This window comes from Methanohalobium evestigatum Z-7303 (assembly GCF_000196655.1).
GTDB classification, from domain to species: domain Archaea; phylum Halobacteriota; class Methanosarcinia; order Methanosarcinales; family Methanosarcinaceae; genus Methanohalobium; species Methanohalobium evestigatum.
The window spans coordinates 1663004-1679132 of record NC_014253.1; the positions used below are offsets into that span (position 1 = coordinate 1663004).

18 protein-coding genes and 1 tRNA gene are annotated in these 16129 nt (G+C 37.0%); 12 read left to right on the plus strand and 7 right to left on the minus strand.

All coding sequences use genetic code 11. The annotated features are described in order from the left end of the window. Positions 1-133: 133 nt before the first annotated feature. Positions 134-2152 (minus strand): DUF7507 domain-containing protein, encoded by a 2019-nt coding sequence (locus tag METEV_RS12735; protein ID WP_013195065.1) that lies wholly within the window; start codon positions 2150-2152, stop codon positions 134-136. Between the two features lie 227 nt (positions 2153-2379). Here METEV_RS12735 and METEV_RS08280 point away from each other — a divergent pair, with 227 nt between their 5' ends. The 4 genes from METEV_RS08280 (at position 2380) to METEV_RS08295 (ending at position 4993) form a co-directional block, all read left to right on the plus strand. After that, positions 2380-2565, plus strand: a complete 186-nt coding sequence (locus METEV_RS08280; protein WP_013195066.1) for an MM0924 family protein — start codon at positions 2380-2382, stop codon at positions 2563-2565. A 307-nt stretch (positions 2566-2872) separates the two neighbouring features. Beyond that, positions 2873-3862, plus strand: coding sequence for a bifunctional N(6)-L-threonylcarbamoyladenine synthase/serine/threonine protein kinase (locus METEV_RS08285; RefSeq protein WP_013195067.1), 990 nt, complete (start codon positions 2873-2875; stop codon positions 3860-3862). A gap of 20 nt (positions 3863-3882) precedes the next feature. Beyond that, positions 3883-4455 carry a Kae1-associated kinase Bud32 gene (locus METEV_RS08290; RefSeq protein WP_013195068.1) on the plus strand — a complete coding sequence of 191 codons (573 nt, stop codon included), beginning with the start codon at positions 3883-3885 and terminating at the stop codon, positions 4453-4455. Further along, entirely contained in the window at positions 4448-4993 is a 546-nt protein-coding gene (locus METEV_RS08295; protein WP_013195069.1) for an XTP/dITP diphosphatase, read from the plus strand. The genes METEV_RS08290 and METEV_RS08295 overlap by 8 nt, the downstream gene beginning before the upstream one ends. 2 nt (positions 4994-4995) lie before the next feature. Here METEV_RS08295 and METEV_RS08300 read toward each other — a convergent pair whose 3' ends face one another. Next, positions 4996-5661, minus strand: a complete 666-nt coding sequence (locus tag METEV_RS08300) for a cyclase family protein (protein WP_013195070.1) — start codon at positions 5659-5661, stop codon at positions 4996-4998. A 13-nt stretch (positions 5662-5674) separates the two neighbouring features. Beyond that, positions 5675-6313 (minus strand): histidinol phosphate phosphatase domain-containing protein, encoded by a 639-nt coding sequence (locus METEV_RS08305; RefSeq protein WP_013195071.1) that lies wholly within the window; start codon positions 6311-6313, stop codon positions 5675-5677. 249 nt (positions 6314-6562) lie between these two features. On the opposite strand from METEV_RS08305, the gene METEV_RS08310 reads away from it, so the two are divergent. Then, positions 6563-7186: a YgjV family protein gene (locus METEV_RS08310; RefSeq protein WP_013195072.1), complete on the plus strand. Its 624-nt coding sequence runs from the start codon at positions 6563-6565 to the stop codon at positions 7184-7186. 51 nt (positions 7187-7237) lie between these two features. On the opposite strand, the gene METEV_RS08315 is transcribed toward METEV_RS08310, so the two are convergent. After that, positions 7238-8944 carry a site-2 protease family protein gene (locus METEV_RS08315; protein ID WP_013195073.1) on the minus strand — a complete coding sequence of 569 codons (1707 nt, stop codon included), beginning with the start codon at positions 8942-8944 and terminating at the stop codon, positions 7238-7240. 92 nt (positions 8945-9036) lie between these two features. Here METEV_RS08315 and cutA point away from each other — a divergent pair, with 92 nt between their 5' ends. The 5 genes from cutA (at position 9037) to METEV_RS08340 (ending at position 11467) form a co-directional block, all read left to right on the plus strand. Continuing rightward, entirely contained in the window at positions 9037-9345 is a 309-nt protein-coding gene (gene cutA, locus METEV_RS08320; protein ID WP_013195074.1) for a divalent-cation tolerance protein CutA, read from the plus strand. Positions 9346-9407: 62 nt separating this feature from the next. Beyond that, positions 9408-9490: transfer RNA gene (locus METEV_RS08325), tRNA-Leu, on the plus strand. A gap of 22 nt (positions 9491-9512) precedes the next feature. Then, positions 9513-10349 (plus strand): fumarate hydratase, encoded by an 837-nt coding sequence (locus tag METEV_RS08330; RefSeq protein ID WP_013195075.1) that lies wholly within the window; start codon positions 9513-9515, stop codon positions 10347-10349. Continuing rightward, positions 10349-10921 (plus strand): FumA C-terminus/TtdB family hydratase beta subunit, encoded by a 573-nt coding sequence (locus tag METEV_RS08335; protein ID WP_013195076.1) that lies wholly within the window; start codon positions 10349-10351, stop codon positions 10919-10921. The genes METEV_RS08330 and METEV_RS08335 overlap by 1 nt, the downstream gene beginning before the upstream one ends. A gap of 24 nt (positions 10922-10945) precedes the next feature. Continuing rightward, on the plus strand, positions 10946-11467 hold the full coding sequence (locus METEV_RS08340; protein WP_013195077.1) for a DUF367 family protein: 522 nt from the start codon (positions 10946-10948) through the stop codon (positions 11465-11467). Between the two features lie 88 nt (positions 11468-11555). Here the strand turns inward: METEV_RS08340 and tnpB are convergent, their stop codons facing one another. Next, a complete protein-coding gene (gene tnpB, locus METEV_RS08345; RefSeq protein ID WP_013195078.1) occupies positions 11556-12683 on the minus strand; it encodes an IS200/IS605 family element RNA-guided endonuclease TnpB in 1128 nt (375 codons plus the stop codon). Positions 12684-12749: 66 nt separating this feature from the next. Between tnpB and METEV_RS08350 the strand changes: the two genes are divergently transcribed. Beyond that, the gene (locus tag METEV_RS08350; protein WP_049891153.1) at positions 12750-13058 is read left to right on the plus strand and encodes a protoglobin domain-containing protein; all 309 of its coding nucleotides are present in this window, start codon (positions 12750-12752) and stop codon (positions 13056-13058) included. Between the two features lie 39 nt (positions 13059-13097). Here the strand turns inward: METEV_RS08350 and dps are convergent, their stop codons facing one another. Further along, complete coding sequence (dps, locus tag METEV_RS08355; RefSeq protein WP_013195079.1) at positions 13098-13652, minus strand: DNA protection during starvation protein; 555 nt, start codon at positions 13650-13652, stop codon at positions 13098-13100. Positions 13653-13854: 202 nt separating this feature from the next. After that, positions 13855-14676 (minus strand): ZIP family metal transporter, encoded by an 822-nt coding sequence (locus METEV_RS08360; protein WP_013195080.1) that lies wholly within the window; start codon positions 14674-14676, stop codon positions 13855-13857. A 634-nt stretch (positions 14677-15310) separates the two neighbouring features. Between METEV_RS08360 and METEV_RS08365 the strand changes: the two genes are divergently transcribed. Continuing rightward, complete coding sequence (locus METEV_RS08365) at positions 15311-16102, plus strand: daunorubicin resistance protein DrrA family ABC transporter ATP-binding protein (protein WP_013195081.1); 792 nt, start codon at positions 15311-15313, stop codon at positions 16100-16102. Positions 16103-16129 lie beyond the last annotated feature (27 nt).

Below are 16129 nucleotides of genomic sequence, written 5' to 3' on the forward strand. Positions count from 1 at the left end.
ACCATTCTTATTTTTCCATGGATTTGACCATATATCCCCTTACTTAATGGTCAGAAACAGTAAGGAATTAGGTTACCGGAAAATTAAAAAATAAAAGAAGAGAAAAAAACAAATCACTGAATTTAACTTATACTTATTTTTGTTCTCTTCTCATGAATAACAATATCGCTATTCCAAGTGTTCCGACCAGTACTAATGGTTCAGTTGTTGGAACGCCAGCCCAGTGGTCATATCCAAAATAATGACTGGTATCACTATAGTTTACCTGTATACCGTTATACAAGGCTGTAACATTTCCATAATTACTGTACTGTCCTTTTTTGGCGGTTCCCGTGGTTGTACAGGTTTTAGATTCTGATTTGTTAAGAGTGTCTATTGTACAGATATCCCCTAATCTACTGTCGGTGATCTTAACATTCGTCAGATTCACATTACCAGTATTATTTACCTTATATGTCCATTTTACTTCACTACCAATTTGTATTGCTGGTCCCCTTGGTTTATCTGCATCTTGTCCGTTGGTATATTTTATGATTTCAATCGACGGGTCAGCACCGAAATAATGACCGAAGTCACTATCGTTTATTTCAGTTCCTTGATATTCAGCAGTAACATTACCTATATTGACGTACTGACCTTTTATTGCAGATGTTGTATTTGTTATATTGAAACTTTCACTTACATTTAGTTCTCCTATTGTATAATTGAAGTTTGAACTGTTATCAGATATCTTCACTTTGCTAAGGTTCACATTGCCAGTATTTGTAACATTGTAACTAAATGTAACAGTATCATTTACGGGAATCTCTGGACCTTCAGGACTATCAGCATCATACCAGTTACCATCGGTTCCCATAACATATTTTTGTATGTTAATATCAGAACAAGTTTCTGTAGGACTTGCAATTGAAGTAGTGTATGTAGACCATTCATCTCCTTCAAATGAATATGTATATGGTCCATTTTGAGCAGCCCAGGCTGTTTCATTTTCACCTATGTCATAAGGATCACACGGTACGGTAGTTTCAATCACGGTAAGTTGTTCTTTGTCTAATAACTCACCAGTTTCACTGTATATATCAGAATTTACAAGTATTGCAGCTGTATCTCCACATTCAGGAGTAAAGTTTTCACAATCGTTTGACTGTGCATACTGGTATATAGCCCAAGCCGTTTTGTTATCCCATGTGATACCGCCATATGGAGTAGTACCTGAGGTATTTGACAAGCTTATTGTTTCTGGATTAGTAATATTCCATATTACTCCCTGTATCTCTTCAAAGTCTTCAGATGACCATGTAACATTTTCACCGTTTAAGTCATATGAACCATTTTTATTATTGAGTATGAAATTTACACAATTGAGTTTATCCTGCCATGGGGTATTATCACCTTCAGGATATTCTCTGAATGGTTCAGGAGAACAACGTCCATATGTCGGGTAAAACCCCACTCCCTCATAGGTTACACCCGGTGATATTGCAGTAACTGCATCTATACACCATGAAAGATAATCATCTTTTGGAACATCGATGGATCCATTAAAATCTCCATCATTAAGTTCAGCGATGAAGTATGATGAATCTCTACCAGAAGTTTGAACACTGTAATTTACTTCACCTAAGGTAGGCAGCCACCAACCCTGTTCTACTTCTGCATTGGCTGCAACATATAACTTACTACAGCCATCGAATTTCCATGAGCTGAGGTTAAGTTGACCACTGCAATTTGTGCAGTTATTATAGCAACTACTGGATTCATTTAAGTAGTCGAGCTGTAAATCAAATTCTTCAGTTATCGGGTTTCCTGAACTGGTCATTGGTATATCGTCCTGGCCAGGGACGGGAATACCATTTTTATAATCTTCGTCTTCAACTTTATCAATATGTAGATTTATTTTGTTCAATAACCATCCATCAAAAGTTTTATAGGCTACTGATACGTTTCCACTTTCATTCCAAATATAAAGTGTACCTACTTCTTTTGTTTGATCGGCATATATTGTCTTTTCTATAGCATCAGCAGGAGGGTTCCACATACAAGTCGAACCATTACATTCGAAATTACCTGACCCTGCTGTATCATTAAATGCTGAAGCTGTAGACATTAAAAAAGTGACAATTATAGACAACAAAACCAATTTTTTTATCATTTTTAGTTTCCCCCTAATTGAATTGTATATTAGTTGAAACTATGTCTGGATGTCAATTATCCATTTTGAAATAAAATTTAGTAATACTGTTTAGGTCATTAGTTGAGGATAAGATTAAATTTAATTCAAATAATATCAATATTAAGAAACGTTGTTTCTATAAATTAGTTAAATATGAAAAATAATAATTTACTTACCTAAATTATTTAATGATAGGAGGTTAAATATTGAAAGAAGCATTTATAACTAAATATTACATTGACAAAAAAGTATCACTTGATGCTGAAGGTAAAACATATCATGGCACAGTTGCTGAATGTAATGATGGCGTACTAAGCCTGAAGTGGGATATTGGAGACGAATACACCCATATAGAAGTTGAAAAAATAACCGCTATCTGGAAAAGGATGTAAATTGCTAACCACCAATTAAGTAGTTTCAATGCTTTTACTCAGTGTATTATTTTTTATTTTTCAGTTTTTAAGGTTTTGTGATAATTTAATAATGTTTATACCTTTTTTTGGTCAAACTGATTTCAAAAATTGTCAAGATTTTGGGTAATTCATTAACTTTTTAGGTAAAACCTTATCCACAAAAAGATTATATAGTAAATACCAAAATTGATACGTTATTATAATTCTCCAGTTTTTATATGTAACCACAACATCCAGTCAATATAATAAATATCAATTTTATAGTGTTCAGGAGAGATTGGAATAATTGAAAACCAGAATTCTTGGGATTGAAGGCACTGCATGGAATTTGAGTGCAGCAGTAGTGGATGAAGATGATGTTATTTCAGAGGTGACTGAAACCTATCAACCGGACACTGGCGGCATCCATCCGCGCGAGGCTTCTCAGCATCATGCAAAATATGCATCCACTGTTATACAAAAACTTCTGGAAAACATCAAAAGCAAGGGAATTGACCCCAAAACATTGGATGCGGTTGCATTTTCACAAGGACCCGGGCTTGGACCCTGCCTTCGAACTGTTGCAACAGCCGCAAGGATGCTTTCCTTAACACTTGACATACCGATTATTGGTGTAAACCACTGCATAGCCCACATAGAAGTGGGCAAATGGAAGACACCGGCAAAAGACCCTGTTGTTCTTTATGTCAGTGGAGCAAATTCACAGGTTCTTGCATACAGAAAGGGCAAATACCGAGTTTTTGGAGAAACCCTTGATGTTGGAATTGGTAATGCACTTGATAAATTTGCAAGAAGTGCAGGTTTAAATCATCCCGGAGGTCCAAGAATAGAAAAACACGCTGAAAATTTTAAAAAATATGTCCCTCTGCCTTATGTAGTTAAAGGTATGGACTTTTCATTTTCCGGACTTACTACCGCAGCCAGAGATGCACTGGAATATGAAGCAATGGAGGATGTATGTTATTCATTCCAGGAAACCGCTTTTGCCATGATGGTTGAGGTTACAGAAAGAGCACTTGCTCATACAGGCAAAAATGAAGTTCTTCTTGCCGGTGGTGTAGGTGCCAATATGCGCCTTAGAGATATGCTTGATATAATGAGTAATGACAGAGGAGCTTCCTTTTACGTTCCTGAAAAGCGATTCATGGGAGATAACGGTGCTATGATTGCATATCTTGGTCTTTTAATGTACAGGTCAGGCAGTATTACAGGTCTTAAAGATTCTCATGTTGACCCAAATTTTAGACCTGATTCAGTAGAAGTTACATGGATTTAATATAGACGGAGACTGGTCGAATGTATCTTACACAGGGAGCAGAGGCGATAGTTCTACAGGAAGAGGGCATTATTATCAAAGAACGTATTCAAAAAAGGTATCGAATAAAAGTACTGGATGATAAAATACGCAAAGAACGTACCCGTGCTGAAGCGCGGTTGATTTCTGAAACAAGGCGTCTTGGAATACCGACTCCTATAATCTATGATATACAGAATTTTAAAATAGAAATGGAATACATTGACGGTGAACCCCTCAAAAACGTAATAAACCCAGAATTAAGTAAAAGGGTGGGGGAACTTACAGGTCTTTTACACAATGGTGGAATTATACACGGAGACCTTACTACATCCAACCTGATACTTAAAGACGGTCGGATATATTTTATCGATTTCGGACTGGCTTTTATCGACAGAACTATTGAAGCACAGGGAGTTGATGTCCATGTCCTGTTCCAGACTTTTGAAAGCACCCATGAAGACCATGAAAAGCTAATAAATGCTTTCTGTGATGGCTATAGACAAAAATACATACTGGCAGATAAAGTACTAAAAAGAGTAAAAGATATAGAAAAGAGAGGTAGGTATGCGTAAAATTGTTTTTGTGACCGGTAATGAGGACAAGTACAGGGAAGTAAAAGAAATACTTGAAAAAAAGGACATAAAAATTATTCAAAAAGATCTTGAATATCCTGAATTACAGGAAGATGACCTCGAGCCCATTGCTTACTACGGTGCTAAATGGACAGCAGATAGATTGAATATGCCTGTTATAGTTGACGATTCCGGTATTTTTATTGAGGCTTTAAATGGTTTTCCGGGTCCTTATTCCGCATTTGTTGAAAAACATCTCGGCAATCAGAAGGTTCTTAAACTCATGGATGATGAAACTGTAAGGGATGCCACATTCAAATCTGTTATTGGCTACTGTGAACCTGAAAATGAACCGATAGTTTTTACTGGAAAAGTGGAAGGTAAAATTGCGTACAGTGAACGTGGAGAAGGTGGTTTTGGATTTGATCCCATATTTGAATATCAGGGCAAAACATTTGCCGAAATTGGGGATTATGAAAAAAATAAGGTTTCACACAGAATGAGGGCACTGGAAAAATTTTATGAATGGCTGGATTAAACTTACGGATTATTAATCAATATAGCCCTTGCCGGTGATCCATCACAGCCTTCCATTTTTATAGGTAAACAAACAAACGAATATGTACCGTCAGATACACCGTTAAAATTCAAACATTCTATTATATTTATCTCGTTTTCAAGTAGTAATCTGTGAACTTCCAGATCAGGCTCAACGTCTACAGAAAAACCATCTATACCCACTGTTTTAAAACCATTTTCAACAATACATTCTCCTGCACTTTTGTCAAGTGATATCATGGACTCCATTCCAACAGTTGAGAAATCATTCCAAAGATTTGAATTCTGGGTTTTTATCAGCAAAATATCCAAATTTTCTGCTGCATCAAGTTTATTGAATATGTTCTCAAGGTCGGATTTTTTAATGGTTTCACTAACATCTGATAAATCCACAACAAGAGCATTTCCGATAAGCGTATCAAGAGACAGACTGTCGACAGATTTGCCATCTTCCAGTATATGTGAAGGGGCATCAATGTGTGTTCCTGTATGACTTCCCATAGAAATACTGGATACAGATGCCCTATCATCCGGTAAACAGTAAACTTTCTTTATATCAGGTACTGGATCTCCCGGATATACAGGAGTAGAAGAAGAAATACCAACTGATATATCTATCACTTTTTTTGTCGCCGTATTTTCAAACATATAATCCCTGCCTTTACGTTATTAATTGTTTAGAATTATGCAATATTTCATCTGCCTGTTTTTCATCCAATCCAGACCCCATAGCTATTTTTCGTGCCATTTCCGTTGTTATCAAGTCATCTGGTCCATGAGTGTCGGTGTTTACCACCATTGTAGCTCCTACTTCAAGCCCGAGTTTTGCAACATGACCATTGGTAATATTATGACCCTTTCGGGACGTTATTTCCAGACATATGTCATTGTCATATGCCTTCTGGACATCATCCTGTGTTATCAATCCAGGATGAGAAAGAATATCCACTTCACCAAGTTCCACAACTGTTGAATTGGTTCCGGATATTACAGGTTCTGTTACAGTTTCCCCGTGAACAACCACAATATCTGCTCCCTTTTTCCTTGACTTCTCAACAAGTGGTTCGATTTTTGCAGGAGGTACATGGGTCAGTTCCACTCCTGATAGAATTTTTATATCATAGACATCTTCAAGATATTTGGCCTTCTCTGCAACATCTACAAGCTGTTCAAAATTGGTATAATCAGCATGGTCTGTTATAGCTATCGCCTCATAACCTGTTACTACTGCCCTTCGAACCAGTTCGCTTGGTATCAGTTCTCCATCGCTGAAAACTGTATGTGTGTGTAAATCTATCATTGATTCACCTTTTAAACCAGATTTAGAACCATGTATTAAAAATAAAGTTAATTAATCTGACCCTTCAATGAACAATACATATAAAATTTCCTCAACTTTTTGACGACAGTTACCATAAAAAACAAAAATCATACAGTCATATGTGATAATATACTAATTATTTCTTCGTTTTGGCAACTGTGAAGTGACGTATTCCTGAATCATCTTGACATACGAATGGTCTTATAGGAGGGTTTATCTATAGATGGGATGACAATCGAATATATAGGCTATGCCGGTTCACTTTTATGGCTTCTTTCTCTGACAATGAGCAATAGCATCAAACTGCGCATTTTCAGTTTACTGGGAGCGGGTGCCTATACCCTTTATGGATATTTATTGAATGCATATCCTGTATCAATTGTCAACGGGATAATAGTCCTGTTGAATATTTATCATATATATCGGCTTAAACGGCGTGATGGTGATTTATTCAATATACTGGAAATCCCCGCAGAAAATTCAAGATACCTACACAATTTTCTGGAACAGCACAAAAACGATATTAGAAAATACTTCCCAGAAATTGATGATATTTCACTAAAAAATTGTTATGCTGTATTTACTCTGAAAAATTTCATGCCGGTGGGAGTATGTATATACGAAATAAAATCCGGTATTATAGACATTAAAATAGATTATATGTCTTTGAATTCCGGTGACTTAAAGGGTGCTGTATCACATTATATGGATTACAGACAATCATTAAAAGAAAAAGGTTACAAAGAAATGGTTGTAAAAGTTACGCATAACAAATACAAAAAATACCTGTCCAGTTTGGGATATACAGAAGATGCAACCATGAACAATATACTCCGGATACCTCTTACATAAATAATTTTAAAAACTGAAAGAGATGAAAATTATCATTTCTTTCAGCCAATTTCAGAACCCGTGGACAATGTAGGGTCCAAATATCATAATTGCAAATGATATCAGAATGAACAAGGTTAATATCATCGTCACTGCACCTGCAATATTTTCTGCAGAACCTTCACTACCGGTTATACGCTGTGCAAACGACTGCAAATATCCTCTGAATACATGACCTCCATCAAGTGGTACAGCTGGAAGACAGTTGAACAATCCAACATAGAAATTCAACCATGCAATCCAGAGAAGAGCATTTGCCAGCCAGAATATACCTATTCCAAGTGGCTCAGCCCATCCTATAGGCTCAAAGAATTGTGCAAAAGTCCCGCTGAATCCTCGAAATCCTTCGCCTCCAAAACCTACAATAGGCAGCCCAAAGATAATTATCCATCCACCAAGCTCATCAAGTCTTGAAGGGATACTTTTTAGCATTTCAAGGTATCTGGTAGCCGGAAAGTTCCCGATTTCAACCCCGAGTGAATTACTTTCAAGATTTCTTCTTTCATAGAATATACCAATAAAACCTTTATCCTGTGTGCCATCCGGAGATGTGGCTAATGTCAGATTTAATTGTTCAGGACTGGCATCGGTCTGGTTAGGCTTTAAAGCTTTTATTTCAACTTCCTGTCCCGGACTTGTATTTTCCATATAGTTAGAAAAATCATTGATTGATTGTACTGAATTATTATCAATTCCTACTATCAACATTCCTTTTTCAAGCCCTGAATTCTCTGCCGGTGATCCTTCTACTACATCGCTTATATAGATACCCTGAACCTGTTCATGCTCTTTGTCCTGTATATCTACTTCATAGGTAGATGTTGTTCCATCCTTTACCGCATGAACCTCTACCGTAGAACCGGGTGATACATTCATCATATAATTGATGACATCATTTGCATTCCTTGTTTGTGTATCATTAATCTGGGTTATCACCATGTTTTCATCTATACCTGCTTTATTAGCAGGGGATTCCGAATTTACATCGGTAATCATTGCATCACTAACTGAACCGATTCCACCAAGAACAGGTCCAAAGAAAAGCAAGAAAGCAATAAAGGCGACAACAAAATTTGACATGACTCCCGCAGCCAGTATCCTTGACCTCTGATTTGTGGTTGCAGCCTTTTTTGTTTCACCGGATTTTTCATCAATGGAAGATTCACTACTACCTACATTTTCATCTCTGGACACACCAAAAAGCTGTTCCTCATCTGGTTCTGCAAAACCGCCTATTGGTACGAGAGCAAGCAGTATTCCCATTGATTTTACACGGACATTCTCTACAATGGAAAGTATTGCATGTGAAAATTCATGGACTACAAGGGTTACAACCAGTGCTATAATACCCCATGTAAGCGGTATGAAATCATTGACACCCGGTATCAGGAATATATTCTGAGGTTCATTGAATTTTCCGGGTTCTGGAGTTTGTCCTCCGAATGAGGTCAGCATCGCAATGTCTGAAAGGATTACAACCAGAAACATTGCCACCATCCCAGCAAACATCAAAGGGATTCCTATATTTGCAAACAATCTCCAGAACCTTTTAGGTCTAGCAAGGCTTTTTAACAACCCCTGACCTCTTTCAGTCCTGATCATCAATATTGGTCCGTAGGCATCAATATTGTATTTTGCAAGTGTTCCCCTTTTTTTAAGATACGACACTACTATCCAGTAAAAAAGGAATATTGCAATTGCAATGGTTGTATTACTCAAGATATTTCTCCGATTAATTTGTTAGATAATGATAAGTAGGCAGTCAATTTTTATATATAATGGCTACGGTATAATTAATTCTGGTGCTTACAATGTATATGGAGGTATATATAACTGCGGGAAGTATGGAAGAAGCCCGTGAAATCGGGAGTGCACTGGTTTCTGAAAAACTTGTTGCCTGTGTTAATATGTTTCCCATAAGTTCGATTTATGAATGGCAGGGGAATATGGAAGAAGATGAAGAAATCGCAATGCTTGTTAAAACCACAAGTGATAGATTCGAAAAAATTAAAAAAAGGGTACAAGAACTTCACAGCTACGACCAGCCATGTATCGTAACATGGGATATTAGTGGAGAAACTGGTTACATGAAATGGGTGTATGATGAAACCCATAAATAATTTATTAATGGGTTAAATTTATAAACAAAATCACTATTAGTTATGTCAGGTATCTCACTCGGGCGGGAGTTACCGAGCGGCCAAAGGTGATGGACTCAAGATCCATTCGTGTAGACGTTCAAGGGTTCGAATCCCTTCTCCCGCACTAATTTATTAGGGTGACTTTTTTGACAGAGATTACCAGAGAATCAGTAATTAATGCCACAATTAATGTTTTAAAAAAATCAGAAACCAGCCTACCAGATGATGTTGTGGACGCTTTAAAATCTGCTGAAAATACTGAATCCAGTGAAGTTGCAAGATCCCAGATAAATGCTGTTTTAAAAAACGTCGATATTGCCAGAAAACATGAAATACCGATGTGTCAGGATACCGGAATCCTTATTTTTTATATACAGATAGGAAAAAAACTGAGACTGGATTTTGACCTCGAAGATGCTATAGAAGAAGGTGTTAGATACGCCACCTCTGATATACCACTGCGTCCCAATGCTGTTGACCCTATTACCCGTAAAAATAGTGGAAACAATGTCGGTACGGGTTTGCCCGATATTAAATATCAATTTATTGAAGGAAACTGTTTGACCATTACAGTTGCTCCAAAGGGTGCTGGGTCAGAAAACATGAGTCGATTACAAATGTTTAATCCTACCCAATTAGATAGTATCAAAAAGTTTGCCACCGAAACAGTGCTTAATGCAGGTGGCAAACCATGCCCACCATTAATTCTGGGTATTGGTATCGGTGGTTCATTCGATAAAGCTCCAAGACTTGCAAAATCCGCTCTTTTGGAGAACATCAGTGAAATGGATGATTTTGAAAAGGATATTCTGGATGATGTAAATTCACTTGGGATTGGACCCATGGGTATCGGTGGGGATACTACTGCTCTTTCTGTGAAGGTCAAAAAATCCCACTGTCATACTGCATCACTGCCTGTTGCTGTAAACATCCAATGCTGGGCAAACCGTCATGCTTCGGTTACACTTGGAGATGATGATTAATGGTACACTATCTTTACACTCCTATTGATAAACAGGACATCATGAAATTAAATACCGGTGATATTGTATATCTTACCGGTACTGTATTGACTGCAAGGGATGAAGCCCATAAACGCATACTGGAAATCGCGGAAAAAGGCAAGAATTTACCTTTTGAACTTAACGGTTCTGTGGTTTATCACTGTGGACCTTTGATGAAAAAAGATAATGGTGGATGGGACGTTGTTGCTGCAGGTCCCACAACCAGTAGCAGAATGTCTGGTATGACCCCCGAACTTCTTGAAAAATTCAATGTCCGCGCACTGGTAGGAAAAGGTGGAATGCAAAACGTCTCCGATTCAATGAAAAACAGGTGCGTATATCTGGCATATACCGGTGGATGTGCTGCGCTTGCAGTTGAATCAATAAAAAAAGTCTCTAATGTTTACTGGCTGGATCTTGGTATGCCAGAAGCAGTTTGGGAACTAGAGATTAAAAATTTTGGACCACTTATAGTCGGAATCGATGCAAAGGGTAACGACCTGTATTCAGAAATTACAGAACGTGCTAAAAAAATGTTTCTAAATATTTAACCAAGTTTAAAGGTTCTTCTGACCATGAATTCAGTAAATAACAATGTTGAACTTTATATATATCATGTCAGCCAGTGCGACCCTAAAAAATGTACAGGCAAAAAAATGGCACGTTTTTACCTTGCACAGATTTTTGATAAAATAAATAAAATCCCCAGAGGCTGTATACTTCTTGACCCTATGGCAGAACAGGCACTGTCACCGGCAGATGATGTATCAAAAGGAATAACTGTTCTTGACTGTTCATGGGAAGAAATCGACAAGGTATTACCACAGATACTTAAGAGAAATTTAAAACACCGAGCTTTACCATTTCTTGTTGCAGCCAATCCAGTAAATTTCGGGAAACCTTTCAGACTCAATTCTGTCGAAGCATTTGCAGCTGCTTTATACATTACTGGACATAAGCAACAGGCGTCAGATATTTTGTCCAAATTCAAATGGGGACTACATTTTATTGAAATGAATAAAGAACCACTTGAAGAATATTCCAGAGCAAAAGACAGTACAGAAATAATACAAATACAGAACCAGTATCTAGATTGATATTAGTGAACTACCACTTGGCTAAAGACCAAGTGGCTTCCTGTTTCATCCTTTTCCCTTATGGGAACAAGTCCACAGGCTCTACCCCTCATCCCGAAGGTGAATTGATGCCTATTAGATTCTGTCTATCCAACGCGAATTTTTTAATGTTAACTGATGCGTTGATGTCCCTATCATGTATCGTTTTACAGTCAGGACATTCCCATTCTCTGTCTTTAAGTTCTAAATCCTGATGATGATATCCACATACATGACAGATTTTGCTTGATGGGTCGAATCGTTCTATCTTGATAATATTTTTACCGTACCATTCTGCTTTATACTCTAATTTCTGAACAAAACTACTCCATGAAGCATCGGTTATATGCTGTGCCAGATTATGATTTTTCAGCAGTCCTTTTACATTCAAACATTCCAGTGCTACAGCTTGGTTCTCGCTTATCAACCTGGAACTTAATTTATGCTGGAAATCTTCTCTCTGATTAGCAATTTTCTCATGATATTTTGCTATCTGATGTTTCAGTTTCCTGTAATTGTTAGAACCCTTCTTTTTTCTGCTGAGCCTTTTCTGTAATACCTTCAATCTTTCAATTGAATTTTTCAGGTATCTTGGATTATCGATTTTTTCACCATCGGATGTTACAGCGAAATCCTTGATTCCTACATCGACTCCTATAGTATTAACTTCGTAGAATGTCTGTTTTTGTGGTAATTGTTTGTCGTCATCGACTAAAATACTGATATAATATTTTCCTGTCGGTGTTCTTGTTATAGTTGCAGTCCTTTGTTTACCATCAAAACTTCTATGAAGCCTGGTTTTTATCCAGCCGATTTTAGGTATGTATACTTTATTATTACCAAAATCGACTTTATAATACTGAGGAACAGAAAACGATTGTACTGGGTTTTTCTTGGATTTAAACTTTGGAAAACCTGATTTTTCTTTGAAAAATTTGGTAAAAGCATTTTCCAGGTTAAGAGTAGCTCCCTGTAATGATTGTGAGTTAATCTCTTTCAACCATTCATAGTCATCTTTTAATGCCCTTATCTGTTTGTTCAATTCAAATCTTGATATTGCTTTACCATCCTGCTCATAAGATTTGATTTTGTTCTCCAATGCCCAGTTGTATATGAACCTACTAGCTCCTATATGTTTTGTAATTAACTCCTGTTGAGTTTGATTTGGATACATACGATACTTGTAGGCTTTTAACATATTTCAGTAATTATCATTTGTCATTATTTATATGTTAAGTTATATATTGGACGGTATTCAGCCCTGATGCTGAAGACATCAGGGTTTTCTACCTTCCATTATTATAAAGATTGGCTCGATTACCAGTACGAAATAGGACTGCGTCATCACAGAACCAAAAAGAATGAAACAGATAATGTAGATTCGGTTCCAAATATCAATTACAAATACCTAAGCGCCTTTATATATCCCATAACTTCCACAATCAAACCGTTCCTTGGAAAGAAAGGTCACAATCAGGAAGAAGTTAACAAAATGTATAATGCGTGGTTTAAAGCGGTTGTTCTTACTGTTACGTTATGGAGTTATCCATACGTAATGGAAAATGATTTTTAAAGAAAAAGGGTCTGATGGCTTCAGACCATACCTTTTTAATTATTCATGGAATTTGGATACATATGGTGAGTTTTTACCTGCAGGACGTCTAAAGTGTCCTGATGGACCTTCACCAAGGAATTCCGCAAACCATGCCTCGTGCTGTACTTCCTCGTGAAGGATAGCAAGCGCCAAGTCATAGGTTCGGTGGTCTTTACCAGCTGTCATATTGCATATATGAGTATACTGGCGTACTGCACATCTTTCAGCTTCTACCAGCACTTTAAGTATTTCCTGTACGTCATTTGGGTTTTCAGGAAGATATGCAGGTGGACACCCTGATATATCATGGAACTCTTTCATGTCATTTGGTATTTCACCACCAAGTTCATAAATCCTTGGAAGCAGGGCTTCAAAGTGGTTTCTGTCCTCTATACGTGCATCCTCAGCAATCTCTTTTATACCTTCACCATCCAGTCCAATTAAATTAAACCTTAATAGTGTATAATAGTAGAATGTTGTAAATTCTGCTGCTGCATTTTTAACAAGTAAATCAACTAATTTATCAACATCTACTCCCGCTTTTTCAACTACTTCTCTAGCTACTTTTGCCATTTATTATATCCCCCTTATATACATGTATTAACCAAACAGAAAGAAACTATCTTTCTGTAAAAAGGGCCGTAAAGGGAATCTGAACTTGATACATATTAAATGATTATCCAGAACCCCACAACTACATCTGTTTTTTATGAATCAAATCCATATATAATTTTTCCTGATAAATCATTATAATTAAGAAAATATAATCAAAGAGTCAGCCAAACGCTACATCCAAAACCATCATCAGTGAAAATCCTACCATAGAACCCATTGTTGCAAGTGGTGCGTTTCCTCCTCTCTGAGATTCGGGAATCATTTCTTCTACAACTACAAAAATCATAGCACCTGCTGCAAATGCGAGTGCGTAGGGCAGTAGTGGACGAACCAAAATCACAAGAGCTGCACCCACTACACTGGCTACAGGTTCCACTATAGCTGATGATTGTCCATAGAGAAAACTTTTGAAACTGGACATCCCGTCTCTTCTGAGCGGAACTGAAACCACTGTCCCTTCAGGAAGATTCTGGATGCCTATACCTATGGTCAAAGCCATTGCTCCCGATAATGTAGCATAGGGGTATCCTCCTCCTGCTACCGCACCAAACGCAACACCTATTGCAAGTCCTTCGGGTATATTATGAAGAGTTACAGCAAGTACCAGCAAAGTACTGCGTTTCCATGGTGTTTTTATTCCTTCACTTGCATTACTTGGTCTACCATATTGAAGATGGGGTAATAGTTTATCTATACCACGCAAAAAAACCCCACCAAGCAGAAAACCTACCAGAGCCGGAAACCAAGGCAGCTGACCATTTTGCAGTGACATTTCTATAGAAGGTGCAAGTAATGACCAGTAACTGGCGGCAATCATTACACCTGCCGCAAAACCCAGCATTACATCCATTATCAATCTATCAACATCCCTAATAATGAATACCGCAGATGCACCGGTAAGAGTCATCATCCATGTAAAAACCCCTGCAAATAGCGCCTGTAAAACCGGATGCATATCCTGTAACAAAGATAGGTCTACCAATAGACATATTCCCCCTTTCCTATACCCATAATTGAAAGAAATTAAGTATGTTATAAAACTTATTAGGATTTAAGATTCTGGTCAATTCCAAAGACAACCTCTATTCTTAAATAGAATATGCTACAAATATACCAATCTCAAAATTATTGTTATTCTGTAAATAAAATAATCCGATAGTTTATATACACTGATTAGCAGTTTTCTTCTATAAATTAGTCTATAGAAAAAGTAATCGATAATTCTCAGCATATCGTTTTGGTAGTTAACCATTTAAAAATGAGATTACTTTCACACTGCTTGGCTCTTGTTTAAATATCAGGATGTCATATTGGAGTATTGGTGATAGAAATGGACGAATATTTCGAGGATTTGTTCCAGAGAGCCAAGTATTACGAGCAGTTTGAAGACATCGACAGGAAACTGTATCTGAAATAATAATAGAAGAGGCTGGCTACCTAAACATTCATCCCCTCTCTTTCTTTTTACCAGCCTCTTTTTTTATATTAACTGTTCTCTGTTTCTTGCATTAAGGTTTTTTTCTGCTATATAAATTTCTATATTTACCTTTAGCCTGTTACTTCCAATTATGTAACAACTATGTCACAACAAATTTAACATCATCTTTATTGTTTAGATGAAACAGAAAATAAAACTACATATAATTTCATTAATCAAGAGGCTGGATAAAGTGAATGCAATTGAAGTTGACTCTCTAACAAAGCAATATAAAAAATTTACAGTAGTTGATGATATTACATTCAATGTCAATGAAGGAGAAATTTTTGCATTTCTGGGACCTAATGGAGCCGGTAAAACAACCTCACTAAAAATCCTAACAACCATACTCCAGCCTACATCAGGAAATATCAAAGTAAACGGATACGATGTTCTGCACAAGAAAAATGATGTAAGAAAATCTATAGGTGTTATATTCCAGAGTAACAGTCTTGATGAAAAATTGACTGCATATGAAAATATGGAATATCATGCAGTGCTTTACAAAGTTCCCAAGAAAGAAATTAAAGGACGGGTGAACAAACTACTTGAAAATGTTGAACTTCTGGATAGAAAAGATGATCTTATCAAAACCTTTTCTGGCGGGATGAAGCGCAGAATCGAAATTGCAAGAGGGCTTATCCACACCCCACAGGTGCTCTTCCTTGATGAGCCCACAATTGGACTGGATGCACATACAAGAGCATTTTTGTGGGAATATATAAGAAACTTAAAAGATAATAACAACCTTACCGTATTTCTAACAACACATAATCTGGACGAGGCTGAAAAAATAGCCGACCGAATAGCCATAATAGACAAAGGTAAGATACAGACGATTGGAACTTTTGAACAGATTAAAGAGATGACAGGGGTTGATACCCTGGAACAGGCGTTCTTAAAACTTACAGGACATGAGATCCGGCGTTAAATATATTTTACAGATTTTATAGGTATA

Bases quoted from the DNA above. Each gene is read 5' to 3' on its own strand.
- METEV_RS12735 (WP_013195065.1), bottom strand. From the start codon at position 2,152: ATGATAAAAAAATTGGTTTTGTTGTCTATAATTGTCACTTTTTTAATG.
- METEV_RS08290 (WP_013195068.1), top strand. From the start codon at position 3,883: ATGTATCTTACACAGGGAGCAGAGGCGATAGTTCTACAGGAAGAGGGC.
- METEV_RS08295 (WP_013195069.1), top strand. From the start codon at position 4,448: ATGCGTAAAATTGTTTTTGTGACCGGTAATGAGGACAAGTACAGGGAA.
- METEV_RS08300 (WP_013195070.1), bottom strand. From the start codon at position 5,661: ATGTTTGAAAATACGGCGACAAAAAAAGTGATAGATATATCAGTTGGT.
- METEV_RS08305 (WP_013195071.1), bottom strand. From the start codon at position 6,313: ATGATAGATTTACACACACATACAGTTTTCAGCGATGGAGAACTGATA.
- METEV_RS08310 (WP_013195072.1), top strand. From the start codon at position 6,563: ATGACAATCGAATATATAGGCTATGCCGGTTCACTTTTATGGCTTCTT.
- cutA (WP_013195074.1), top strand. From the start codon at position 9,037: ATGTATATGGAGGTATATATAACTGCGGGAAGTATGGAAGAAGCCCGT.
- METEV_RS08335 (WP_013195076.1), top strand. From the start codon at position 10,349: ATGGTACACTATCTTTACACTCCTATTGATAAACAGGACATCATGAAA.
- METEV_RS08340 (WP_013195077.1), top strand. From the start codon at position 10,946: ATGAATTCAGTAAATAACAATGTTGAACTTTATATATATCATGTCAGC.
- tnpB (WP_013195078.1), bottom strand. From the start codon at position 12,683: ATGTTAAAAGCCTACAAGTATCGTATGTATCCAAATCAAACTCAACAG.
- METEV_RS08350 (WP_049891153.1), top strand. From the start codon at position 12,750: ATGCTGAAGACATCAGGGTTTTCTACCTTCCATTATTATAAAGATTGG.
- dps (WP_013195079.1), bottom strand. From the start codon at position 13,652: ATGGCAAAAGTAGCTAGAGAAGTAGTTGAAAAAGCGGGAGTAGATGTT.
- METEV_RS08365 (WP_013195081.1), top strand. From the start codon at position 15,311: ATGAAACAGAAAATAAAACTACATATAATTTCATTAATCAAGAGGCTG.